This window comes from Microbacterium rhizosphaerae, from assembly GCF_034120055.1.
GTDB classification, from domain to species: domain Bacteria; phylum Actinomycetota; class Actinomycetes; order Actinomycetales; family Microbacteriaceae; genus Microbacterium; species Microbacterium rhizosphaerae.
Genome location: NZ_CP139368.1, coordinates 2,478,178 through 2,500,536, shown reverse-complemented (window position 1 = coordinate 2,500,536; position 22,359 = coordinate 2,478,178). Strand labels below are relative to the sequence as shown.

At 70.1% G+C, this 22,359-nt stretch carries 21 protein-coding genes and 1 tRNA gene; 19 read left to right on the top strand and 3 right to left on the bottom strand.

Annotated elements, in window-relative coordinates:
- The 11 genes from SM116_RS11210 (at nucleotide 1) to SM116_RS11160 (ending at nucleotide 11,517) form a co-directional block, all read left to right on the top strand.
- The gene (locus SM116_RS11210) at nucleotides 1-1,806 is read left to right on the top strand and encodes an acetolactate synthase large subunit (RefSeq protein WP_320941069.1); all 1,806 of its coding nucleotides are present in this window, start codon (nucleotides 1-3) and stop codon (nucleotides 1,804-1,806) included.
- 1 nt (nucleotide 1,807) lies between these two features.
- The gene (gene ilvN, locus SM116_RS11205) at nucleotides 1,808-2,317 is read left to right on the top strand and encodes an acetolactate synthase small subunit (protein ID WP_320941068.1); all 510 of its coding nucleotides are present in this window, start codon (nucleotides 1,808-1,810) and stop codon (nucleotides 2,315-2,317) included.
- A gap of 88 nt (nucleotides 2,318-2,405) precedes the next feature.
- On the top strand, nucleotides 2,406-3,431 hold the full coding sequence (gene ilvC, locus SM116_RS11200; RefSeq protein ID WP_320941067.1) for a ketol-acid reductoisomerase: 1,026 nt from the start codon (nucleotides 2,406-2,408) through the stop codon (nucleotides 3,429-3,431).
- A 153-nt stretch (nucleotides 3,432-3,584) separates the two neighbouring features.
- Nucleotides 3,585-5,450, top strand: a complete 1,866-nt coding sequence (locus tag SM116_RS11195) for a bifunctional metallophosphatase/5'-nucleotidase (RefSeq protein ID WP_320941066.1) — start codon at nucleotides 3,585-3,587, stop codon at nucleotides 5,448-5,450.
- Nucleotides 5,451-5,514: 64 nt separating this feature from the next.
- Entirely contained in the window at nucleotides 5,515-6,243 is a 729-nt protein-coding gene (locus SM116_RS11190) for a copper homeostasis protein CutC (protein WP_320941065.1), read from the top strand.
- Nucleotides 6,244-6,302: 59 nt separating this feature from the next.
- Nucleotides 6,303-7,130, top strand: coding sequence for a peptidoglycan-binding domain-containing protein (locus tag SM116_RS11185; RefSeq protein ID WP_320941064.1), 828 nt, complete (start codon nucleotides 6,303-6,305; stop codon nucleotides 7,128-7,130).
- Nucleotides 7,131-7,158: 28 nt separating this feature from the next.
- Nucleotides 7,159-7,656, top strand: a complete 498-nt coding sequence (locus SM116_RS11180) for a DNA polymerase III subunit gamma/tau (RefSeq protein ID WP_320941063.1) — start codon at nucleotides 7,159-7,161, stop codon at nucleotides 7,654-7,656.
- The gene (locus SM116_RS11175; RefSeq protein WP_320941062.1) at nucleotides 7,653-8,018 is read left to right on the top strand and encodes a bacitracin resistance protein; all 366 of its coding nucleotides are present in this window, start codon (nucleotides 7,653-7,655) and stop codon (nucleotides 8,016-8,018) included. Before SM116_RS11180 ends, SM116_RS11175 begins: the two co-directional genes overlap by 4 nt.
- 121 nt (nucleotides 8,019-8,139) lie before the next feature.
- A complete protein-coding gene (serA, locus tag SM116_RS11170; RefSeq protein ID WP_320941061.1) occupies nucleotides 8,140-9,744 on the top strand; it encodes a phosphoglycerate dehydrogenase in 1,605 nt (534 codons plus the stop codon).
- A gap of 135 nt (nucleotides 9,745-9,879) precedes the next feature.
- The gene (locus SM116_RS11165) at nucleotides 9,880-10,278 is read left to right on the top strand and encodes a YciI family protein (RefSeq protein WP_320941060.1); all 399 of its coding nucleotides are present in this window, start codon (nucleotides 9,880-9,882) and stop codon (nucleotides 10,276-10,278) included.
- Nucleotides 10,279-10,281: 3 nt separating this feature from the next.
- A complete protein-coding gene (locus tag SM116_RS11160) occupies nucleotides 10,282-11,517 on the top strand; it encodes an RNA polymerase sigma factor (RefSeq protein WP_320941059.1) in 1,236 nt (411 codons plus the stop codon).
- Nucleotides 11,518-11,521: 4 nt separating this feature from the next.
- Here SM116_RS11160 and SM116_RS11155 read toward each other — a convergent pair whose 3' ends face one another.
- Nucleotides 11,522-12,079, bottom strand: coding sequence for a TetR/AcrR family transcriptional regulator (locus tag SM116_RS11155; RefSeq protein ID WP_320941058.1), 558 nt, complete (start codon nucleotides 12,077-12,079; stop codon nucleotides 11,522-11,524).
- A 60-nt stretch (nucleotides 12,080-12,139) separates the two neighbouring features.
- Between SM116_RS11155 and SM116_RS11150 the strand changes: the two genes are divergently transcribed.
- Nucleotides 12,140-13,693, top strand: a complete 1,554-nt coding sequence (locus SM116_RS11150) for an MFS transporter (protein ID WP_320941057.1) — start codon at nucleotides 12,140-12,142, stop codon at nucleotides 13,691-13,693.
- A gap of 31 nt (nucleotides 13,694-13,724) precedes the next feature.
- On the opposite strand, the gene SM116_RS11145 is transcribed toward SM116_RS11150, so the two are convergent.
- A complete protein-coding gene (locus tag SM116_RS11145; protein ID WP_320941056.1) occupies nucleotides 13,725-13,982 on the bottom strand; it encodes a DUF6458 family protein in 258 nt (85 codons plus the stop codon).
- A gap of 219 nt (nucleotides 13,983-14,201) precedes the next feature.
- Here SM116_RS11145 and SM116_RS11140 point away from each other — a divergent pair, with 219 nt between their 5' ends.
- The 4 genes from SM116_RS11140 (at nucleotide 14,202) to SM116_RS11125 (ending at nucleotide 18,524) form a co-directional block, all read left to right on the top strand.
- Entirely contained in the window at nucleotides 14,202-15,266 is a 1,065-nt protein-coding gene (locus SM116_RS11140; protein WP_320941055.1) for a 3-isopropylmalate dehydrogenase, read from the top strand.
- A gap of 69 nt (nucleotides 15,267-15,335) precedes the next feature.
- Nucleotides 15,336-16,448 (top strand): branched-chain amino acid aminotransferase, encoded by a 1,113-nt coding sequence (locus SM116_RS11135; RefSeq protein ID WP_320941054.1) that lies wholly within the window; start codon nucleotides 15,336-15,338, stop codon nucleotides 16,446-16,448.
- 80 nt (nucleotides 16,449-16,528) lie between these two features.
- Nucleotides 16,529-17,293 (top strand): fumarylacetoacetate hydrolase family protein, encoded by a 765-nt coding sequence (locus SM116_RS11130; RefSeq protein ID WP_320941053.1) that lies wholly within the window; start codon nucleotides 16,529-16,531, stop codon nucleotides 17,291-17,293.
- Nucleotides 17,286-18,524, top strand: coding sequence for an MFS transporter (locus SM116_RS11125; protein WP_320941052.1), 1,239 nt, complete (start codon nucleotides 17,286-17,288; stop codon nucleotides 18,522-18,524). Before SM116_RS11130 ends, SM116_RS11125 begins: the two co-directional genes overlap by 8 nt.
- A gap of 1 nt (nucleotide 18,525) precedes the next feature.
- Here SM116_RS11125 and SM116_RS11120 read toward each other — a convergent pair whose 3' ends face one another.
- Nucleotides 18,526-19,566 (bottom strand): aminotransferase class V-fold PLP-dependent enzyme, encoded by a 1,041-nt coding sequence (locus SM116_RS11120; protein ID WP_320944159.1) that lies wholly within the window; start codon nucleotides 19,564-19,566, stop codon nucleotides 18,526-18,528.
- 111 nt (nucleotides 19,567-19,677) lie between these two features.
- On the opposite strand from SM116_RS11120, the gene SM116_RS11115 reads away from it, so the two are divergent.
- From SM116_RS11115 to SM116_RS11105, 3 genes are all read left to right on the top strand, one after another.
- Entirely contained in the window at nucleotides 19,678-20,634 is a 957-nt protein-coding gene (locus SM116_RS11115) for a LysR family transcriptional regulator (protein ID WP_320941051.1), read from the top strand.
- A gap of 27 nt (nucleotides 20,635-20,661) precedes the next feature.
- Nucleotides 20,662-22,200: a glutamate--tRNA ligase gene (gene gltX, locus SM116_RS11110; protein ID WP_320941050.1), complete on the top strand. Its 1,539-nt coding sequence runs from the start codon at nucleotides 20,662-20,664 to the stop codon at nucleotides 22,198-22,200.
- An 84-nt stretch (nucleotides 22,201-22,284) separates the two neighbouring features.
- Nucleotides 22,285-22,356, top strand: a tRNA-Gln gene (locus tag SM116_RS11105).
- Nucleotides 22,357-22,359 lie beyond the last annotated feature (3 nt).

Genomic DNA, 22,359 nt, shown 5'->3' with positions numbered 1-22,359 from the left:
ATGCCTGCAGAAACCGTCCCGGCCGTTCCACGGCCACCCGCCCGTCCTGCCACCGCGCCGGTGCTGTCCGGCGCCGAGGCCGTCGTCCGCTCGCTGGAGCTCCTCGGTGTCACCGACGTCTTCGGGCTGCCCGGCGGCGCGATCATGCCCGTCTACGACCCGCTCATGGATGCGGAGTCGGTCCGCCACATCCTCGTGCGCCACGAGCAGGGCGCCGGCCACGCCGCGCAGGGGTACGCCTCCGCCTCCGGCAAGACCGGCGTCGCGATCGCGACGTCCGGACCGGGCGCGACGAACCTCGTGACCGCGATCGCGGACGCCTACATGGACTCGGTGCCGATCGTCTGCATCACCGGCCAGGTGTTCTCGACCCTCATGGGCACGGACGCCTTCCAGGAGGCCGACATCGTCGGCATCACGATGCCGATCACGAAGCACAGCTTCCTGGTCAAGCGCGCCGAGGACATCCCGGGCGCGATCGCGGCGGCGTTCGAGATCGCGGGGACGGGTCGCCCGGGCCCGGTTCTCGTGGACATCACGAAGGATGCCCAGCAGGCCGAGGCCCCGTTCATCTGGCCGCCGAAGGTCGATCTGCCCGGCTACCGCCCGGTGACGAAGGCGCACGGCAAGCAGATCCAGGCGGCGGCGCAGCTGCTCGCCGAGTCCAAGAAGCCCGTGCTGTACGTCGGCGGCGGCGTCGTGCGGGCACGCGCGGCCGCGGAGCTCCTCGCCCTCGCCGAGACGACCGGGGCACCGGTCGTGACGACGCTCATGGCCCGCGGCGCCTTCCCGGACTCGCACGCGCAGCACCTGGGCATGCCCGGCATGCACGGCACGGTGCCGGCCGTGCTCGCGCTCCAGGAGTCCGACCTCATCGTGGCGCTCGGCGCGCGGTTCGACGACCGCGTCACCGGCAAGGCGTCGCTGTTCGCCCCCCATGCCCAGGTCGTGCACGTCGACATCGATCCCGCCGAGATCTCGAAGATCCGCACGGCGGACGTGCCGATCGTGGGCGACGTGCGCGACGTGCTGATCGATCTCGAGACGGCCTTCCGCGGCGTCGTCGCCGGCGGTGCTCCGGACATCTCGGAGTGGTGGTCGTTCCTCGAGGGCCTGCGCGACGAGTTCCCGCTCGGATACACGCAGCCCAGCGACGGCCTGATGTCGCCGCAGTACGTGATCAAGCGCATCGGCGAGCTGACCGGCCCCGAGGGCATCTATGCCGCCGGCGTCGGACAGCACCAGATGTGGGCTGCGCAGTTCATCTCGTACGAGCGTCCCAACGCGTGGCTCAACTCCGGCGGAGCCGGCACGATGGGCTACGCCGTGCCCGCGGCGATGGGCGCGAAGGTCGCGGAGCCCGACCGCGTCGTGTGGGCGATCGACGGCGACGGCTGCTTCCAGATGACCAATCAGGAGCTCGCCACCTGCACGATCAACGACATCCCGATCAAGGTCGCGATCATCAACAACTCGTCCCTCGGCATGGTGCGTCAGTGGCAGACGCTGTTCTACGACGGCCGCCACTCGAACACCGACCTCAACACGGGCCACGGGACCGTCCGCATCCCCGATTTCGTCAAGCTCGCCGAGGCGTACGGCTGTCTCGCGATCCGCGTCGAGAAGCAGGAGGACGTGGATGCCGCGATCAAGCTCGCGCTCGAGACGAACGACCGGCCGGTCGTCATCGACTTCGTCGTGAGCGCCGACGCCATGGTGTGGCCGATGGTGCCGCAGGGCGTCAGCAACAGCTACATCCAGTACGCGCTCGACCACTCGCCCGCTTTCAACGAGATGGAGGACTGACATGACGAGTCATGTGCTGAGCCTCCTCGTGGAGGACAAGCCGGGTCTGCTGACCCGCGTCGCGGGTCTGTTCGCCCGCCGCGGCTTCAACATCGAGTCGCTCGCCGTGGGCGTCACGGAGGTGCCGGGGCTCTCGCGCATCACCGTGGTGGTGGATGTCGACGAACTGCCGCTCGAGCAGGTGACGAAGCAGCTCAACAAGCTGATCAACGTCATCAAGATCGTCGAGCTCGACCCCGTCGCATCCGTCCAGCGGGAGCACATGCTCGTGAAGGTGCGTGCCGACAACAGCAACCGCTCGAACGTGCTCGAGGTGGTGAACCTCTTCCGTGCCTCGGTCGTCGACTATGCCTCGGACGCCGTGGTCGTCGAGGTGACGGGCGACAAAGGCAAGGTCGACGCCCTGCTGCGCGCGCTCGAGCCGTTCGGCATCAAGGAGCTCGCCCAGTCCGGCCTGCTCGCCATCGGCCGCGGGGGCAAGAGCATCACCGAACGCGTCCTGCGCGGCTGATATCACAACCACCGGTCCCCGAGCTCGTCGAGGGGCCGTGTACGACCCCTCGACAGGCTCGGGGACCGACTAAGGAGAAACACACAACATGGCTGACATCATCTACGACGACGACGCCGACCTCTCGATCATCCAGAGCAAGAAGGTCGCGATCGTGGGCTACGGCTCGCAGGGCCACGCCCACGCGCAGAACCTGCGCGACTCCGGTGTCGAGGTCGTCATCGCGCTGAAGGACGGCTCCAAGTCGATCGCCAAGGCGCAGGAGGACGGCTTCGAGGTCAAGAACGTCGCCGACGCGGCGGCCTGGGCGGACCTGATCATGATCCTCGCGCCCGACCAGCACCAGCGCTCGATCTACAAGGACTCCATCAAGGACAATCTGACCGAGGGCAAGACGCTGGCGTTCGCGCACGGCTTCAACATCCGCTTCGGCTACATCGAGGCGCCGGAGGGCGTGGACGTGATCCTCGTCGCGCCGAAGGCCCCCGGCCACACCGTGCGTCGCGAGTTCGTCGCCGGTCGCGGCATCCCGGACATCATCGCCGTCGAGAAGGATGCCTCCGGCCACGCCTGGGACACCGCGAAGTCGTACGCCAAGGCCATCGGCGGCACGCGTGCCGGCGTCATCGAGACGACCTTCACCGAGGAGACCGAGACCGACCTGTTCGGCGAGCAGGCCGTGCTGTGCGGCGGCATGTCGCACCTCGTCGAGTACGGCTTCGAGACGCTCACCGAGGCGGGCTACCAGCCGGAGATCGCCTACTTCGAGGTGCTGCACGAGTTGAAGCTCATCGTCGACCTCATGTGGGAGGGCGGCATCGCGAAGCAGCGCTGGTCGATCTCCGACACGGCCGAGTACGGCGACTACGTCTCGGGCCCGCGTGTCATCGACCCGTCCGTCAAGGAGAACATGAAGGCGGTGCTCGCCGACATCCAGTCGGGCGCGTTCGCCAAGCGCTTCATCGACGACCAGGATGCCGGTGCCCCCGAGTTCCTCGCGCTCCGCGAGAAGGAGGCACAGCACCCGATCGAGGCGACCGGGCGTGAGCTGCGCGCGCTCTTCGCCTGGAAGCAGCAGGACTCCGACTACGTGGAGGGTTCAGCCGCGCGCTGAGCCGTCGTTCCTGAGCGAGCCCGGTCCCGGATGGGGCCGGGCTCGCTCGCGTGACGGAAAGACATCCGATTGGCGCGGATGAGGAACAGTTCATCTCCAGGCTCTTGCCAGGAAACACTCAGCATGGTGGGGTGGGTGGTTATGGGAGAACACATGCCTCACGACCACAGCCACGACGCCGCCCCCGAACCCCGGTGGTGCTCGTGCCGGATTCCCGACGAGATCGAACAGGAGCGCCGCAGCGGGGTCAGCCGACGAGGATTCCTCACCGGAGTCTCGGCGGCCAGCGCCCTGGCCGCCGCCGGCTGGGTCGCGAACCCCGGCAAGGCCCTCGCCGCCGACGGGTCCGACAGGTCCGTGACGATCACGATCATGGGCACGTCCGACATCCACTCGCACGCCCTCAACTGGGACTACTACACGAACGCCGCTTACAGCGACAAGGCCGGCAACGTCGTCGGCCTCGCGCGTGTCTCGAGCGTCGTGAACCACATCCGCGAGATCCGGGGTCGTGACCACACGCTGCTGTTCGACGCCGGCGACACGATCCAGGGCACGCCCCTCGGCTTCTACTACGCCACGGTCGACCCGATCACGACCTCGGGTGCGATCCACCCCATGGCCGCGCAGATGAACGCCATCGGGTACGACGCCGTCGCCCTCGGCAACCACGAGTTCAACTACGGACTCGAGTTCCTCGACACGTGGATCTCGCAGATGGATGCACCGGTCCTCGGTGCGAACGCCGTGCGCGCCGGCACGACCGTCCCGGCGTACAAGCCGTACACGATCAAGACGATCCACCTGAAGGGCCACAAGCCGATCCGCGTGGGCGTGCTCGGCATGACGAACCCCGGCATCGTCATCTGGGACAAGGCGAACGTGGGCGGCAAGCTCGAGGTGCTCGACGTCGTCGAGACGGCCAAGCGCTGGGTGCCGATCATCCGTCGCGAGGGCGTCGACGTGCTCGTCGTGAGCGTCCACGCGGGCGACAGCGGAACCTCCTCGTACGGCGGAGACCTCCCGAACGAGAACGCCGCGAAGCTCATCGCTCAGCAGGTGCCGGGCATCGACGCGATCCTCTTCGGCCACGCGCACGTCGAGCGCAACTACCTCGAGACGGGCCCGACGGGCGAGACGGTCGCCATGAGCGAGCCGGTCTGCTGGGGCGAGCGGCTGAGCGTGTTCGACCTCGAGCTCGAGTTCGTGCGGGGCAGGTGGCAGATCGCCGGCAAGAGCGTCGCCACCGTCAACACGAACACCGTGCAGGACGATCCCGCGCTCGTCTCGGTCATCCAGTCGCAGCACGACGCGGTCGTCGCGTACGTCAACAAGCCGGTCGCCACCTCGACCGAGGCGCTGTCGGCGGCCGAGGCGTGCTGGAAGGACACCGCGATCCTCGACTACGTGAACAAGGTGCAGGTCGACACGGTGGCGAAGGCGATCGCGGGCACGCCCGAGGCATCCCTCCCGATCGTCTCGATCGCGGCGCCCTTCAGCCGCCTCGCCTCGTTCCCGGCCGGCCAGGTCACGATCCGCGACATCGCCGGTCTGTACATCTACGACAACACGCTGCTGGCGTCGGTGCTCACGGGCGCCGAGATCAAGGACTACCTCGAGTACTCGGCGAAGTACTTCAACCAGGTCCTGGTCGGGACGCCGGTGAACACGGCGACGCTGACGAACGCGCTGAACACCCCGGACTACAACTACGACCAGTTCTCCGGTGTCACGTACGACATCGATGTCGCTCAGCCGCAGGGGTCGCGCATCCTGAACCTGTCGTGGAACGGGACGCCCGTCGCGTCGGACCAGAGGTTCGTCGTCGCGGTCAACAACTACCGTCAGTCCGGCGGCGGCGGGTTCCCGCACATCGCGACGGCGCCGGTGGTCTACAACGCCCAGGTCGCGATCCGCGAGGCGATCGTCGCGTATGCGTCGGCCGCGGGAGTCATCGACCCCAAGGACTTCCACGTGGTCAACTGGCAGCTGGTCCAGGGCGGCGTCCCGGTCTTCTGAGGCGTGTCGGCATCCCTCCGTTCGGACGTGACGGGCGGAGGGATGCCGCGGCTAGCCTGAGGCGATGACACGTCACCCCGTCGCCGTGGAGATCGCCGTGCAGAGCGCCGAGGGCGTTCGCATCGCGATGGATGCGGGGGCCACCCGCGTGGAGCTCACCCAGGGTCTGCGGCTCGGGGGGCTCACGCCGTCCGCCGGTCTGATCGAGGATGCCGGGATGCTGTCGGCGGCGCGCGCAGCCTTCGTGCATGCGCTGATCCGCCCCCGTGGCGGGGGCTTCGTCTATGACGCCGACGAGGTGGAGACGATGGTGCGCGACATCCGCGCGGCCGCTCGGCTCGGCGCGAACGGCGTCGTCGTCGGCGCGCTCACCGAGGATGGTCGCCTCGACCTCGACACGCTCCATCGGTTCATCGACGCGGCCGAGGGCCTCGACGTGACCGTGCACCGCGCGGTCGACGCATCCGCGGACCCGGTCGCCGCGGTCGGGCAGCTTGCAGGGCTACCCGTGCGCCGGGTGCTGACATCGGGTGGTGCGCCGCGCTGCGCCGACGGCCTCGACACCCTCGCCGTGATGGTGCGCGAGGCAGGCGAGAGGCTCGAGGTGATGGCCGGCGGCGGGGTCGCGATCGACGGGATCGCCGCCCTGGTGGCGGCGGGGGTGGATGCCGTGCACCTGTCGGCCTCTCGCCCCGTCGAGCGCGGCGTCAGCGGACCGGGCGGGGGAGCGGACGCCTTCGAGGTGACGGACGCGCAGCTCGTCGCCGCGGCGGTGGCCGCCGCATCCGTCTGACGTATCACGGGCCCGGCGCGATCCTCTCGTTGTTCGTCAGGGACCGAGAGGACGACACCGTGAACATCGAACCGTGGGCCACGCTCCAGCAGAACACCACCGACCCACGGGTCCCGTCGCTGCAGTACCTCCTGCGTGCGCACGGTCACCCGCTTACCGTGGACGGGGTGTTCGGACCGCTGACAGCCGCAGCCGTGAAGTCCGTGCAGGCGTCCGCCGGTCTCGTTCAGGACGGCGTCGTCGGGCCGCTCACCTGGCCGCTCACCGTCGTCCAGACGCAGGTGGGGTCGACCGGCGACGCGGTGCGCGCCGTGCAGAGCCTCGGGCTGCTCCGCTTCCCGGGCGACGCGCCCCTCATGGTGGACGGCAGCTTCGGTCCGGAGACCGAGGACCACGTGCGGAACTTCCAGATGTCGTGGGGCCTCACGACCGACGGCAGAGCGGGCGAGCAGACCTGGTCGTTCCTGATGATGGCGCCCGGCAGCTGGCCGCTCGTCATGCAGGGTGCGACGACCGATGACAACTGGCGTGTGCTCGCCGCGCAGTACCTGCTCCGCGCCCGCGGGGCGTCCATCGCCGCGGACGGCGTCTTCGGGCCGATGAGCGGGGCGGCGCTCGAGGCCTTCCAGCACACCATCCGCTCCTCGGACTTCGGGACGACCGTCGGCCAGCTCGACTGGCCGCACCTCATCGCGACCGTGCACACGGGCAGCACGGGGGACAGCGTCCGCGCGTTGCAGAGCCTGCTGAGCGTGACGATCGACGGCATCTTCGGACCCGAGACGGACACCGCCGTGCGGCAGTTCCAGGCGAGCTTCGCTCCGCCGGCGGACGGCATCGCCGGTCCGGTCACGTGGCACAACCTGACGGTGCCCATCTTCGAGTGAGGGATCCCGCCGCCGATAGGCTGGACGGGTGACCCCGAGTTCCGACGACGACGCCCTCTCGTGGGGCGACGAGGACGACCCGACGCTGCACGTCGGCTCCTCTTCCGCCCGGGCGGAGCCGACGCGCAAGGATGAGTCCGCAGCGGAGCGGCCGGCTCTGCCCGACGGGTACACGGCCGTCGGCAGGGGAGCGGAGACGGTCGGGGCGCCGACCGACGAGCACGCTCCCGCCCTCGGCAACGTCGCGCTGCTCGTCATCGGCGTGCTCGGCGGCATCTATCTTCTCTCGACGATCGGCTGGGTCGTGGGCGGCCTGCGACTGAAGGGCGCGGCCGACTTCCTCGTCGCCCCCGTGGCGTATCAGGTGAGCCTGTGGCTCGCCGTGGCCGCGCCCGCGATCTGGTTCCTGACGGTGCTGTGGCTCACGGCACGCTCGCGCGTATGGGTGCGGTTCGCCTGGCTCATCGGCGGCGCCGCACTGCTGCTGCCGTGGCCGTTCATCATGGTGGGGACGGTCGGACGATGACGACGGATGCGTCGACCCCATCGACTCCCGCGAAGCGCCGAGCCGCGATGCCGACCTGGCTCATCGCGGTGATCTCGGCATTCTTCGGCCTCTTCTACGCCTACGCCCTGTGGAACGCCGTCGCGTTCCTCGTCACGCAGGCCTCGGGTCCCCTCGGGCTGAACGCGTACGGCTGGTTCGTGCTGCTTCTTCCGGTCGTCCTTCCGATCGTCGTGTTCGCCATCGCGTTCGCGATCGGATGGCGCCGCCGTGCGCTGCCGTTCACGGCCATCCTCCTCACCGGCCTCTGCCTCGTCTCGGTGTTCTGGCTCGACATCGTCGCCTACGGCGCGGCGTACGGCGGGTCGATGCTCGGCTCCTGAGCGCGTCGCCCGGCGTCATACGGCGGGGAGGCCGTTCCCGCCCACGGTAGGCTGAGCCTGTCTCGCCCCCCATGGCGTGCGGCGTGGCATCCCCCGATCGCGCTCATCGAAGGGTCCCTCTGTGCCCAAGCCTGTCGTCCTCCTCGCCGAGGAGCTGTCTCCCGCCACGATCGACGCCCTCGGGCCGGACTTCGATGTCCGCTCGGTCGACGGAACCGACCGTCCGGCTCTGCTGTCGGCCCTCGCCGACGCGAACGCGGTGCTCATCCGCTCCGCGACGAAGATCGACGAGGAGGCGCTGGCCGCCGCTCCCAGGCTGCAAGTGATCGCCCGCGCCGGCGTCGGGCTCGACAACGTCGACATCAAGGCCGCGACGACCGCCGGCGTCATGGTCGTCAACGCGCCGACGTCGAACATCATCTCCGCCGCCGAGCTCACGATCGGCCACATCCTGAGCCTCGCCCGCCACATCCCCGCGGGCAACGCGTCGCTCGCGGCGGGTCAGTGGAAGCGCAGTGCCTACACCGGCACCGAGCTCTTCGAGAAGACGGTCGGCATCATCGGCCTGGGCCGAATCGGCGCCCTCATCGCCGCGCGTCTGCAAGCCTTCGACATGCGCGTGGTCGCCTACGACCCGTACGTCACGAGCGCCCGCGCCCAGCAGCTCGGCGTGCAGCTGGTCACGCTCGACGAGCTGCTCGCCGAGAGCGACTTCGTCACGATCCACATGCCGAAGACGCCCGAGACGACCGGCATGATCGGCGCCGAGCAGTTCCGCGCCATGAAGCCGACCGCGTACATCGTCAACGTCGCGCGTGGCGGGCTCATCGACGAGGCGGCGCTGCACGAGGCGCTCACCACGGGGGAGATCGCCGGCGCCGGCCTGGACGTCTTCACGTCCGAGCCGCCGGCCGAGGGCGGGACGGCCAAGGCGCTCCTGTCCCTCCCGAACGTCGTCGTGACGCCCCACCTCGGTGCGAGCACAGACGAGGCGCAGGAGAAGGCGGGGGTCTCGGTCGCCCGTTCGGTGCGCCTCGCCCTCGGCGGCGAGCTCGTGCCTGATGCCGTGAACGTGGCGGGCGGGATCATCGATCCCTACGTCCGCCCCGGCATCCCGCTCGTCGAGAAGCTCGGTCAGATCTTCGCGGGCCTCGCGCGGTCGCCGCTGACGAGCCTCGACGTCGAGGTGCACGGCGAGCTCAGCGACTATGACGTCAGCGTCCTCAAGCTCGCGGCGCTCAAGGGCATCTTCACCAACATCGTCAGCGAGACGGTCTCCTACGTCAACGCCCCGCTGCTCGCCGACCAGCGCGGCGTCGAGTCGCGTCTGATCGTGGATGCCGACAGCCCCGAGTACCGCAACGTCATCACGCTGCGCGGCGCCCTGTCGGACGGCTCGCAGCTGGCGGTCTCCGGCACGCTCACCGGGCCCAAGCAGATCGAGAAGCTCGTCGGCATCAACGACTACGCGCTCGAGCTGCCGATCGAGAAGCAGCACATCGTGATGCTCTACACCGACCGTCCCGGAATCGTCGCCGTGTACGGACAGAAGTTCGGCGACGCCGGCATCAACATCGCGGGGATGCAGATCGCCCGGCGCGCCGCGGGCGGCCAGGCGCTGTCCGTTCTGACGGTCGACTCGCCCGTGGACGAGGAGCTGCTCGACGAGGTGCGCGAGGCCATCGACGCCGACCTGTTCGCACAGATCGCGATCACCGAGGACTGATCGCGACCACGGAGGACTGATCGCCCGAAATCCGGAAGAATCTGCTCGAGGCTGTCGATTCCGGCAGGTCGTCCACGTCGTATCGGTGTTCCGCATCCCGCGGGACCCGAACGCCACCGCGACAAGGAGAGCACGATGTCCGCCGAATACCTGATCGTCATCCGTGAGCCCGAGTGGGACCCGTCGGTCCTCTCGCCCGAGCAGATCGAGATGGACCTTGCCGGTCACAAGGTCTTCCAGGAGGCGGTGGTCGCCGCGGGCCAGCGGATCGCCGCATCCGCCCCCCTCCGACCGCAGTCCGAGGCCACCCGCATCGTGCCGTCCGCGTCGGGCGCCGTCTTCACCGACGGGCCGTTCGGCGAGGTGCGCGAAGTCGTGACCGGCTTCTACACCTTCACCGCCGACAGCCCCGAGCAGGCGCGTGAGCTGGCAGCGCTCGTGCCCACCGGAGGGTGGCTCGAGCTGTACCCGATCGCGCAGGTGCCGATGTCGGCCGACGAGATCCCGCTGGCGATGGACGCTGCGGTTGAATGAGGTGTGACTTCCCGCATCGAGGATGCGTATCGGGTGGATGCCGGTCGCATCCTCGGTGCGGTGGCCGCCTACATCGGCGACCTCCAGCTCGCTGAGGACGCCGTGCACGACGCGTTCCTGCGTGCGCTCGCGCAGGAACGCTCGGGGGTCCGGCTGGACAACCCTTCCGCCTGGATCACCACGGCGGCACGGCGCATCGCGATCGACTACGTGCGGCGCGCCCAGACGGCTGCGCGGGCTCTTCCCGCGCTGGCGTTCGAGACGCGACCGGTGCGGGGGAGCACAGGGGAGGACGACATGTCCGCGTTCGCCTTCACGGGCGACGAGCGGCTCGAGCTGATCCTCATGGTCTGCCACCCCGACGTCGCCGAGGAGACGCGCCTCGGCCTTGCCCTGCGGTTCGTGTGCGGTGTGCCGACGCGCGATGTGGCGGCGATGCTGCTGGTCTCCGAGGCGACGATGGCCGCCCGACTGACGCGTGCGAAGAAGCGGCTGCACGACTCGCCGCTCCGCTTCGCGATGGAGGATGACGCGCAGGTGCGCGAGCGCATGCCCGACGCGCTGGTGGTGATCTCGCTCGTGTACACCGCGGGGTACGCGGCGCCCACCGCGGACACGAGCGGGCGACTGCGACGGGACGCCGTCGACCTGGCGCGCGACGCGCTCAGAGTGTGCCCGGGGGAGGCCGAGGCATCCGGCCTGCTCGGCCTGCTGCTGCTGACGGAAGCACGGCAGTCGACACGTCTGGATCCGGCGGGCGAGCTCGTCGACCTCGCCACCGCCGACCGCCGTGCCTGGAATCGGGCGCTCATCGCGGAGGGGGAGTCGCTGGCGACCCGGGCGCTCCAGGGCGGGATCGGCCGCTTCGCCCTGCAGGCGGGAATCGCCGGGCTGCACGACATCGCTCCGACGTGGGAGTCGACGGACTGGCCGGCCATCGCGCAGCTCTACGACGGGCTGGTCGCAGTCTGGCCGTCGCCGTCCGCGCGGCTCGGGCGGCTCGTCGCCCGCGGGTACAGCGCCGAGCTCGGACCGGAGTCCGCGCGCCTCGAGCTCGACGCCGACGACGCGCTGTTCGCGGGCGTCCTCGCGGCGCAGGCGTTCGCGGCGCGCGCCGAGATGGACGTGCGCTGCGGCGACGAGCTCGCCGGCCGGGGGGACTACGCGGAGGCCCTGGCACGGGAGACGGATGCTGCCGCCCGCCGCTACCTCCAGCGCCGGCTCGACGCGCTCGGCTGACCCGTCAGTCCGCGGCCTCCGGCGCCGCGACCTGCGCGACGAGCGCGATGAGCGCGTCGAGTGCGGCGCCCTTCGGGACGACGGTGAGCGGAGTGTCGCCGCCGAGCGCGTTGTTGAAGTAGAGGCCGTCGCTCACGAGCATGACGAGGTCCAGGGCCGCGGCATCCCTCGTGTGCGGTCGCAGGACGGCCTCCCAGCTCTCGCGCATCTCCAGGAGCGCCCGGGTTGCGGCCGGGTGGCCGTTCTGGGCGAGACGCGAGGTGGCGATGATGGCGCGGTCGAGGTCGTCGTCCTCCATGACCGACGCGCGGACGAAGTAGGCGACGACACCCTCCGGCGCACTCTCGATCGTCGCGATGTCGGCGGCGACGAGGACGCGCAGGCGTTCGATGAGCGCGCTTTCGAGGGCGTCCTTCGAGGCGAAGTGGTAGAGCAGTCCGCCCTTGGAGACGCCCGCGGCGCGGGCGGTCGCATCCAGGGTCGCGCCGCGCGCTCCGTCCTCGACGAGGATGCGCTCGAAGGCGTCCAGCACGATCTCGCGCGCTCGTGGGGGCCGACTCATTCTGCTACCATACCAGAGTTAGTGTACCGACCAGACGGTATAGAAATGAACGAGGAAGACATGTCCGTCCAGACCGCAGCCCCCCGCAGCGCCGTGCGCGTGCCGGAGCGCGTCGGCTGGCGCGGCTGGGCGGCGTTGGCGGTGCTCATGCTGCCGGTGCTGCTCGTCTCGGTCGATGCGACGGTGCTGCATTTCGCGCTGCCGCAGATCGCGCTGCACCTCGAGCCGACAGCCGTCCAGCAGCTGTGGATGATCGACGTGTATCCGCTCGTCCTGGCCGCCTTCCTCGTGACCGCCGGCACCCTGGGCGACCGGTACGGCCGCCGCAGGCTCCTGCTCATCGGAGCGACGGGCTTCGTCGTCGTCTCGGTGCTCGCCGCCTTCGCGCCGACCGCCGAGTGGCTCATCGCCGCGCGCGCCGCGATGGGCGTCTTCGGGGCCGTGCTGATGCCGTCGACCATGTCGCTGATCCGGAGCATCTTCACCGACCGCGATCAGCGCAGGCTCGCGATCGCGATCTGGGCCGCCGCGTTCTCCGCCGGCGCCGCCCTCGGCCCCATCGTCGGCGGCATGCTGCTCGAGCACTTCTCGTGGGGCTCCGTGTTCCTGCTCGCCGTCCCGGTCCTGGTGCCGCTCCTGGTCTTCGCGCCGATCATCGTGCCCGAGAGCCGCGACCCGAACCCGGGCCGGATCGATCCTGTGAGCATCCTCCTGTCGATCGCGACCATGGTGCTCGTCGTCTACGCGATCAAGCAGATCGCGGTCGACGGGCCGACGCTCGGCTGGATCGCGCTCGGCGCCGCGGGCCTCGGATGCGGTGCGCTCTTCGTCCGTCGTCAGCTGCGCGTGGAGGCGCCGATGTTCGACGTGCGCCTCTTCGCCGTCGGCAGCTTCACCGGCGCGCTCCTCGTGAACCTGCTGAGTGTCATCGCGTTCGTCGGGTTCGAGTACTTCATCGCCCAGCACCTGCAGCTCGTGCTCGGCCTGTCGCCGATGCAGGCGGGCCTCGCGCTCGTCCCCGGGCTCGTGGCGATGATCATCGCGAGCCTCGTCGTCGTGCCGATCGCACGGCGGCTGGCCCCCCGCATGCTGATCCCCGCGGCCCTGTCGGTGTCGATCGTGGGGTACATCCTCATGTCGTTCGTGAGCCACAACGCGGCGCTGGCGCTCGTGGTCGCGGCGTCGGTGCTGCTGGGCGTGGGCATCGGAATGGCCGAGACCGTCTCGAACGAGCTCGTGTTGTCCAGCGCGCCCGCCGCGAAGGCGGGGGCGGCGAGTGCGATCTCGGAGACGGCGTACGAGATCGGCGCCGTGCTCGGCACGACGATCCTCGGCGGCATCCTCACCGCGATGTATCGCTCGAATCTGGTGGTTCCGGACGGCGTTCCGGATGCGTCCGCGGTGGCTGCGCGCGAGACCCTCGCGGGTGCGATGCACGTTGCGGATCAGGTGGGCGGCCAGGTCGGCGCCGCGCTGCACGCCGCAGCCGCCGCCGCATTCGATGCGGGGGTCGCTGTGACGTCGCTCATCGGTGCGGGCTTCGTGCTCGCCGCCGCCGTCGTGGCGGCGACGACCCTCGGACGCGGCCGGTCCGTCGACACGGATCGGCTCTGAGGAGCCGATCCGCGCCCGAGGGCGGAGTCGATCAGACGTCTTCGGGCGGCAGGACCCGCTCCTCGCGGGCCACGCGGTCGCCCGTGGCGGGGTCGACGTACGTGCGCGACGTGCCGACCGTGCGACGGTGCATGAAGAACCTGATGAGGCCGATGACGAAGACGATCACCCCGGCCACCATGAGGATGTATCCGACGAGCTGAAGGTCGACCCACGACACCGTGATGTGCAGGGCGTATGTGAGGATGGCGCCGATCACGACGAGGACTACACCCAATCCCATGGTCATGTCATTCTCTCCTTCCAGCGGCCGGTCCCGGGGTCGGGCCCGGCTCGTCTGTCCACACAACCACCGACGCAGCGGTTCCTTCATGGGGGTGGCGTGGAACGTTCAGACGTGGTAATCGCGGACTCGTCACGTGCCGTCGCACGGTCGTCGCGGCCTGCCGCCGACGGCTAGCCTGGAGCAGTGTGCGCCGTCTCGGGCGCCGATCGTGAGGAGTGCCCCGTGCCGGAAGCGTCGTCCCGTGTCGTGAAACTCGCCGTCATCCCCGGTGACGGGATCGGCCCGGAGGTCGTCTCCGAGGCGGAGAAGGTGCTCGATGCGGCGACGGCCGACAGCGGCATCCGCTTCGAGAAGACCGCGTTCTCGCTCGGCGCCGGGCGGTATCTCGAGACCGGCGACACACTCACCGACGAGGACCTCGACGCCATCAAGGCCCACGACGCGATCCTGCTCGGAGCGGTCGGGGGAGTGCCGGGCGACCCGCGGCTGAAGGACGCGAACATCGAGCGCGGCCTGCTGCTGAAGCTCCGCTTCGAACTCGACCACTACGTCAACCTGCGCCCGTCCAAGCTGTACCCGGGCGCTCCGGGGCCGCTCGCCGATCCGGGAGTCGTCGACTTCGTGGTCGTCCGCGAGGGCACCGAGGGCCCGTATGTCGGCAACGGCGGTGCGATTCGGCGCGGCACGCCGCACGAGGTCGCGAACGAGACGTCCGTGAACACGGCCTTCGGTGTCGAGCGCGTCGTGCGCTACGCGTTCGACCTCGCCGAGCGGCGCTCGAGGAGGCTCACGCTCGTACACAAGACGAACGTCCTCGTGCACGCGGGCGGACTGTGGAAGCGGATCGCGGATGCGGTGGCGAAGGAGCACCCGGATGTGGCCGTAGACTACCTGCACGTCGACGCGGCGACGATCTTCCTGGTCACGAACCCGGGCCGCTTCGATGTCATCGTCACCGACAACCTCTTCGGCGACATCCTGACAGACCTGGCCGGCGCCGTCACCGGTGGCATCGGTCTTGCGGCCTCCGGGAACATCAACCCGGACGGCGCGTTCCCGTCGATGTTCGAGCCCGTGCACGGGTCGGCGCCGGACATCGCGGGGCAGCAGAAGGCCGATCCCACGGCTGCGATCCTCTCCGTCTCGCTCCTGCTCGACCACCTCGGGCTGCGTGACGAGGCCGCGCGCGTCACCCGCGCCGTCGAGGACGACATCGCCGGACGGGACGGCGCACTCCGAACGACTTCGCAGATCGGGGACGCGATCGCAGGGCGTCTCCGGGCGTAGCCTGGGCACGACGGCACACGACGCCGCGAAGCACCCCCGCGCCCCCATGAGCGCAGACAGGACACGACAATGGCCATCGACCTCCCACTCCAGGCTCCCTCGTCCGCAGGGCTCATCTGGCGAGTGACGCGCAATGAGAGCGCGACACCGGATGCCGAGCGCGCGGCGATCCTCGCCGACCCGGGTTTCGGACAGCACTTCACCGACCACATGGTCGATCTCTGCTGGTCGCTCAAGGGCGGCTGGCACCGCCCGCAGGTCGAGCCGTACGGGCCGATTCCGCTCGATCCCGCCGCCGCCGTCCTGCACTACTCCCAGGAGATCTTCGAGGGTCTGAAGGCGTACCGCCACGCGGACGGCTCGATCTGGACGTTCCGTCCCGACCGCAACGCCGCGCGCCTGCAGCGCTCGGCTCGTCGCCTGGCACTGCCGGAGCTGCCCTCCGACATCTTCATCGAGTCGCTGCGCCAGCTCATCGCCGTCGACGCGGACTGGGTGCCGTCGGCTCCCGAGACGAGCCTCTACCTGCGTCCGTTCATGTTCGCCAAGGAGGCCTTCCTCGGTGTGCGGGCGGCCCAGAAGGTCGGCTACTACCTCATCGCCTCGCCCGCCGGGGCGTACTTCCCCGGCGGTGTGCAGCCGGTGAACATCTGGCTGTCCCGACAGTATGCACGCGCGGGCAAGGGCGGCACGGGTGCGGCGAAGACGGGCGGCAACTACGCCTCGAGCCTGCTGCCGCAAGCCGAGGCGTATGAGAAGGGCTGCCAGCAGGTGCTCTTCCTCGACGGTCGGTACATCGAGGAGCTCGGCGGCATGAACCTCGTGCTCGTCACGCGCGACGGCCGCCTCATCACCCCGGAATCGGACTCGATCCTCGAAGGCATCACGCTCGCGTCGATCCTCCAACTGGCGAAGGACCGCGGGCTCACGGTCGAGCAGCGCAAGGTGTCGATCGACGAGTGGCGCGAGGGCGCGGCATCCGGCGAGATCGTCGGCGCGTTCGCGTGCGGCACGGCCGCCGTCGTCGTGCCGATCGGCAAGCTGCTCGCCGACGACTTCGAGATCGTCCACGAGGGCCCCGCATCCAGCGAGCTGGCGATGTCGCTGCGCGATGAGCTGACCGACATCCAGTACGGCCGCGTCGCAGACCGCCACGGATGGATGCTGCGCCTCGACGCCTGAGCGCGCGTCCGAGGTCGGAGGGCGCCGGTCCCGTGGGATCGGCGCCCTTCGTCGTCCGCCCCCGTGGCTAGGCTGGGGCGGTGAGGATCGCGCGCTTCAGCCATCAGGACTCCATCCGCTACGGCATCGTCGACGAGGGCGAGCTGGTCGTCCTCGCGGGTGACCCGATGTTCGCCGGCTACGACACCACGGGGGAGCGCGTGCCGCTGTCCGACGCCGCGCTGCTGGCGCCTGTCATCCCGCGCTCGAAGATCGTGGCGGTCGGCCGCAACTATCGCGAGCACGCGGCCGAGTTCGGAAATGAGGCACCGGCGGAGCCGCTGCTCTTCTTCAAGCCCAACACGTCGGTCATCGGTCCCGGCGACACGATCGTCCGCCCGACCCAGTCCGAGCAGACCGATTTCGAGGGCGAGCTGGCCGTCGTCATCGGCCGGATCGCCAAGAACGTCTCCGCCGACCGGGCGCTCGACTACGTGTTCGGCTACACGATCTCCAACGACGTGTCCGCGCGCGACCTCCAGCGCAAGGACGGCCAGTGGTCGCGCGCGAAGGGCTTCGACACCTTCTGCCCGCTCGGACCCGCCATCGAGACCGAGTTCGACGTCGAGGGGAAGATCCTCACCACGCGCGTGAACGGCGAGGTGAAGCAGCAGGCGCCGCTGACCGACATGGTGCACAGCGTCGCCGAGATCATCGCCTACGCGTCGGCCGCGTTCACATTGCTTCCGGGCGATGTGATCCTCACCGGCACGCCGGCGGGCGTCGGCCCGTTCGTCGCGGGCGACACCGTCGAGGTGGAGATCACCGGCCTCGGCACGCTGCGGAACCAGGCGAGGGATGCCTGACACCCTCGCCGCGCCGCTGACCGCCGGCAGCGTCGCCCGCATCCAGCGGCGGACCGTCGGGACCCTCGCCGCCGGCCAGGTGCTGGGAAGCGTCGCGTTCGGGGCCACCGTGTCGCTGGGCGCCTTGCTGGCCGCGGACATCTCCGGCCAGGACTCCCTGTCAGGCTTCGCCACCGCCACCGTCACCCTCGGCGCAGCGGTCGCCGCCATCCCGCTCGCACGCCTCGCCGCCCGCCGGGGACGACGGTTCTCGCTCAGTCTCGGCAACCTGCTCGCGCTCGCGGGGATCGTGGTCGTGGTGACGGCTGCCGCGATCCGGTCGTTCCCCCTGCTCCTCGTCGGCGTGCTCATGATCGGCGCAGGCAACGCGGGCAACCTGCAGTCGCGGTTCGCGGCCACCGATCTCGCGACGACGGAGCGCCGTGGCCGTGACCTGTCCATCGTCGTGTGGGCGACGACCGTCGGCGGTGTCGTCGGCCCGCTGCTGCTGCCCGTCGGCGAGTCGCTCGGACGCACGCTCGGCATGCCGCCTCTCACCGGCTCGTACCTCTTCTCCTGCGCCGCGCAGCTCGGTGCCCTCGTGCTCTACCTCGTGGCGCTGCATCCCGATCCGCTGCTGACGGCCCAGCGTCTGGCGAGGTCGGGAGAGGCGCGGAAGGAGCACATCGTCGAGGTCGACCGGCCCGTCGCCGCACGCTACGCGATCTTCGCCGTGGCAGGCTCGCACGTCGTGATGGCGTCGGTCATGGCCATGACGCCGGTCCACCTCGCGCACATGGTCTCCGCGGACACCGTCACGGCGGTCGTCGGCGTCACGATCGCGATCCACGTCTTCGGCATGTACGGGCTGTCGCCGGTGTTCGGCATCCTCGCCGACCGCTGGGGCCGGCTGCGGGTGATCCTGCTCGGGCAGGGCCTGCTGATCGCCTCGCTGCTGACTGCGGCACTGCTGTCGAACGCGGAGGGCGGCGTCATGCTCGCGCTCGTGCTCCTCGGCCTCGGCTGGAGTGCGGCGACCGTCTCCGGGGCGGCGCTGCTCACCGAAGCCACCGTCACCTCGCAGCGACCGCGGCGACAGGGGCGCAGCGATTCGATCATGGCGTTCTCGGCCGCGATCGGTGCGGCCGCGGCAGGCGCGATCCTCGGGTGGATCGGTTACGGCGGACTCGCGCTGTGCGCGCTCGTCATCGTCGCGGCGGTCATCGCGCTCTCGCCGCTCGGGCGGCGCTGAGTCAGAATCCGAGGACCGCGGCTGCGAGGGCGACGTCGCCCGCGTCGTTGAAGACGTGGAAGGCGACGCGGGCGCGCCCCGCGCGTCCGGAGGCGGTGATACCCGCCGCGATGAGACGCGCAAGGTCGCAGCCTGTCGGATCCTGCCAGGTCACGATGGCGGAGGGACGCGCGGGCTGCGGGATGCCGCACCGCTCCCGGAACGATGCGGCGAGCCGGGTGGTGTAGTCGTAGAGCTCGCGGGCGTCCGCGTCGGCGAAGAGGGCGAGTGCCGGCTCGGCCCCGACGAACGCCTGCCAGGCGGGAGAGACGTCGAAGCGGCGAGCCGACGCAGCGAGCTCCACGTCGTGTCCGTAGCAGGACGACCAGGGGTCGTCGCCCGCATACCAGCCCGCGAACACGGGACGTGCCAGGCGCTGAAGGCGCGGCGAGAGGGTGAGGAAGGCGACGCCGCGCGGCGCGCACAGCCACTTGTAGGCGTGGCAGACGACGGCGTCGAAGCGGGAGGCGTCGACCGGCATCCACCCGACCGCCTGGGTCGCGTCGCACAGGGTGAGGGCGCCGACTGCCGCGGCCGCCCGAACGATGGCGTCGAGATGCGCGACCTCGCCCGTGCTCGATTGAACGGCGGAGAACGCGACCAGGGCGGTCTCGGCCGAGATCGCGTCGGCGAGCTCCGCGAGGGGAGCGGTGCGGACGGTGATTCCGCGACCCGCGTGCACGAACGGCAGCACGATCGACGAGAAGTCGCCGTCGGCGCAGAGGACCACGGCGCCGTCGGGCAGCGCCGTGGCGACGAGGGCGGCGAGCACGGAGGTCTGCGATCCGATCGCGATGTGGTCGGCATCCGTCGACACCAGCCGGGCGAAGTGCGCGCGGCTGCGCTCCGCCGCGGCCGAGTAGGCCATCGGGTCGGGACGGCCGGATGCTGCGGCCAGGACGTCCGCGATGATCGCGTCGCGCGACACCTGCGGGGGAAGCCCCGTCGTGCAGGCGGACAGATACCCGGCACCGCCCACGAACGCATGACCGATGTCCGGCATCCGCGTCCGGCCGATGGTCTGCGTGCTCACCATTCCAGGGTGCCGAGCCGCAAGTGATTCGTCTACGGCATGGTGATCATGTCATCCATAACGCGGGATTATGATCGGTTCATGGCCGACTTCGATGACCTGGACTTCGACGTCCAGACGCTGCGCGTCGTCAAGGCGATCGCCGACGAGGGGTCGCTCACGGCCGCCGCCGAGGCGCTCGGATACAGCCAGCCGGCCTTGAGCCAGCAGATGCGCCGGCTCGAGCAGCGGCTCGGCGTGCCGATCGTCGAGCGGGCGGGACGGCGCGTCCGTCTCACCGAGGCAGGCCGGGTGCTGGCCCGCCACGCTCCCGCGGTCACGACGGCGCTGGATGCCGCGGCCGGAGAGCTGGCCGAGCTTCGGGGACTCAGATCGGGTCGCGTGCGCCTCGCAGGGTTCCCGTCGGCATCGCCCACCCTCGTGCCCCGGTTGCTCGCCGACCTCGCCGAGCACCACCCCGGGATCACGGTGACCTATCTCGAGGCCGAGCCGCCGGAGGCGGTGGAGGCGGTCCGCGACGACCGCGTCGACATCGCGCTGACGTTCAGCTATCCGGGCGACCGCGACGACCCGCACCGCCTCAGTGCACGGGGACTTGCCGTGCAGACGATCGGGCGCGACGAGCTGCTCGCCGTGCTGCCGATCGGGCACCCCGCGGCCGCAGCCGCATCCATCGACCTGGCGTCGCTGGCGAGCGAGGACTGGATCGCGGGCTGCCCGCGCTGCCGGGGGCACCTCCTCGAGGTGTGCGACCGCGCCGGCTTCGAGCCTCGGATCACGTTCGAGACCGACAACGTCGCAGCCGTCGAGGGCCTGGTCGCGCAGGGAATCGGGGTGGCGACGCTGCCGCGGCTGGCGGTCGCATCCTTCCCGCCGATGCCGGGGATCGTGACGCGGGCACTCCCGCCCGGCGACGAGCGGACGCTGCACGTGGTGACGGCGCAGGGCGCGGATCGCGTGCCGTCCGTGCGCACGACCCTCGCGGCGCTCCTGCGCGCACTCGAGGCCGCGTCGGCGGCCATGGCGCCCCTCGGCTGAGAGGTGCCGCCGAATAGACTGGGCAGGATGGCTTCTGCACCCGATCCCCGAACCACGACCGCGAGCGGCGCCGATGTGCGCGTGCGGTTCTGTCCCTCGCCCACCGGACTGCCGCACGTCGGCATGGTCCGCACGGCCCTGTTCAACTGGGCATACGCGCGGCACACCGGCGGCAAGATGGTCTTCCGCGTGGAGGACACGGATGCCGCGCGCGACAGCGAGGAGAGCTACCAGCAGCTCGTCGACGCGCTGACGTGGCTCGAGATCGACTGGGACGAGGGGGTCGAGAAGGGCGGCCCGCACGGCCCGTACCGCCAGTCGCAGCGTCATGACATCTACCGCGAGGTGCTCGACAAGCTCATCGCATCCGGTGCCGTCTACGAGTCGTACTCGACGCCCGAGGAGATCGACGCGCGCAACGAGGCGAACGGGCGCGCGAAGCAGCTCGGCTACGACAACTTCGACCGCGATCTCAGCGACGAGCAGAAGGCGGCCTTCCGCGCCGAGGGACGCGAGCCCGCGTGGCGCCTGCGCGTACCGGACGACGACATCACGTACGTCGACATGATCCGGGGCGAGGTGACGTTCCCGGCCGGGTCGTTCCCGGACTTCGTGCTCGTGCGCGCCGGGGGAGTGCCGCTCTACCCGTTCACGAACCCCGTCGACGACGCGTTGATGGGCATCACCCACGTGATCCGCGGCGAGGACCTCATGCCGTCGACCGCGCGCCAGCTCGCGCTGTACGGCGCGCTGGTGGATGCCGGCGTCACGACGTTCGTCCCGCGCTTCGCGCACATGCCTCTCGTCCTCGGCGAGACCGGCACCAAGAAGCTGTCGAAGCGGGACCCGAAGGCGGACCTGTTCCTGCTGCGGGCGAGCGGCTTCATCCACGAGGGCCTGCTCAACTACCTGTCGCTGCTCGGCTGGTCGCTCGCACCCGATCGTGACGTCTTCTCGCGTGCCGAGCTGGTGGAGGCGTTCGACATCGTCAACGTCAACCCGAACCCGGCTCGCTTCGACCAGAAGAAGGCGGAGGCGATCAACGGCGATCACATCCGCATGCTTGCGGAGAAGGACTTCGCGGAGCGGATGCTGCCGTACCTCGTCGATGCCGACGTCTTCGGCGCGGGCAAGGCCGAGCCGACGCATGAGCAGCTCGTGCTCGCGTTCCGCGCCGCACCGCTCGTCCAGGGGCGCGTGCAGCTGCTCGGCGAGCTTCCGGGGCTCCTCGGCTTCCTCTTCACGGACGAGGTCTCCTACCAGGAGGACGCCCTCGCCTCCCTGCCCGCGAACGCGGGCGAGGTGCTCGTCGCCTCCGTCGGCGCGCTCCAGCTCGTGCCCGAAGCCGACTTCACCGCGGAGGGCATCCAGCACGCCCTCGTCGACGCGCTCGTGAGCCCCGTCGAGGAGGGCGGCCTCGGCCTGAAGCCGCGCGTCGCCTACGGTCCGCTGCGCGTCGCGACGAGCGGCCGCCGTGTCTCGCCGCCGCTTTTCGAGTCGATGGAGCTGCTCGGCAAGGCCGAGACGGTGCGCCGCCTCGGCGCCCTCGTGCAGACCGTCGGCTGACGCGCCCGAGCGGCGCGCTCGGTTTGGCCGCGTGCCGGGGATCGGGTAAGCTCGATCCTCGGCACGACTTCGGTCGAAAAGCCTTGGGGTATGGTGTAATTGGCAACACGGCTGATTCTGGTTCAGTTGTTCTTGGTTCGAGTCCAGGTACCCCAGCAA

Excerpts from the sequence above, each read along its gene's own strand:
- SM116_RS11210 (WP_320941069.1), top strand. The coding sequence starts at position 1 with ATGCCTGCAGAAACCGTCCCGGCCGTTCCACGGCCACCCGCCCGTCCT.
- ilvN (WP_320941068.1), top strand. The coding sequence starts at position 1,808 with ATGACGAGTCATGTGCTGAGCCTCCTCGTGGAGGACAAGCCGGGTCTG.
- ilvC (WP_320941067.1), top strand. The coding sequence starts at position 2,406 with ATGGCTGACATCATCTACGACGACGACGCCGACCTCTCGATCATCCAG.
- SM116_RS11195 (WP_320941066.1), top strand. The coding sequence starts at position 3,585 with ATGCCTCACGACCACAGCCACGACGCCGCCCCCGAACCCCGGTGGTGC.
- SM116_RS11190 (WP_320941065.1), top strand. The coding sequence starts at position 5,515 with ATGACACGTCACCCCGTCGCCGTGGAGATCGCCGTGCAGAGCGCCGAG.
- SM116_RS11175 (WP_320941062.1), top strand. The coding sequence starts at position 7,653 with ATGACGACGGATGCGTCGACCCCATCGACTCCCGCGAAGCGCCGAGCC.
- SM116_RS11165 (WP_320941060.1), top strand. The coding sequence starts at position 9,880 with ATGTCCGCCGAATACCTGATCGTCATCCGTGAGCCCGAGTGGGACCCG.
- SM116_RS11155 (WP_320941058.1), bottom strand. The coding sequence starts at position 12,079 with ATGAGTCGGCCCCCACGAGCGCGCGAGATCGTGCTGGACGCCTTCGAG.
- SM116_RS11150 (WP_320941057.1), top strand. The coding sequence starts at position 12,140 with ATGTCCGTCCAGACCGCAGCCCCCCGCAGCGCCGTGCGCGTGCCGGAG.
- SM116_RS11145 (WP_320941056.1), bottom strand. The coding sequence starts at position 13,982 with ATGACCATGGGATTGGGTGTAGTCCTCGTCGTGATCGGCGCCATCCTC.
- SM116_RS11135 (WP_320941054.1), top strand. The coding sequence starts at position 15,336 with ATGGCCATCGACCTCCCACTCCAGGCTCCCTCGTCCGCAGGGCTCATC.
- SM116_RS11125 (WP_320941052.1), top strand. The coding sequence starts at position 17,286 with ATGCCTGACACCCTCGCCGCGCCGCTGACCGCCGGCAGCGTCGCCCGC.
- SM116_RS11120 (WP_320944159.1), bottom strand. The coding sequence starts at position 19,566 with ATGCCGGACATCGGTCATGCGTTCGTGGGCGGTGCCGGGTATCTGTCC.
- SM116_RS11115 (WP_320941051.1), top strand. The coding sequence starts at position 19,678 with ATGGCCGACTTCGATGACCTGGACTTCGACGTCCAGACGCTGCGCGTC.
- gltX (WP_320941050.1), top strand. The coding sequence starts at position 20,662 with ATGGCTTCTGCACCCGATCCCCGAACCACGACCGCGAGCGGCGCCGAT.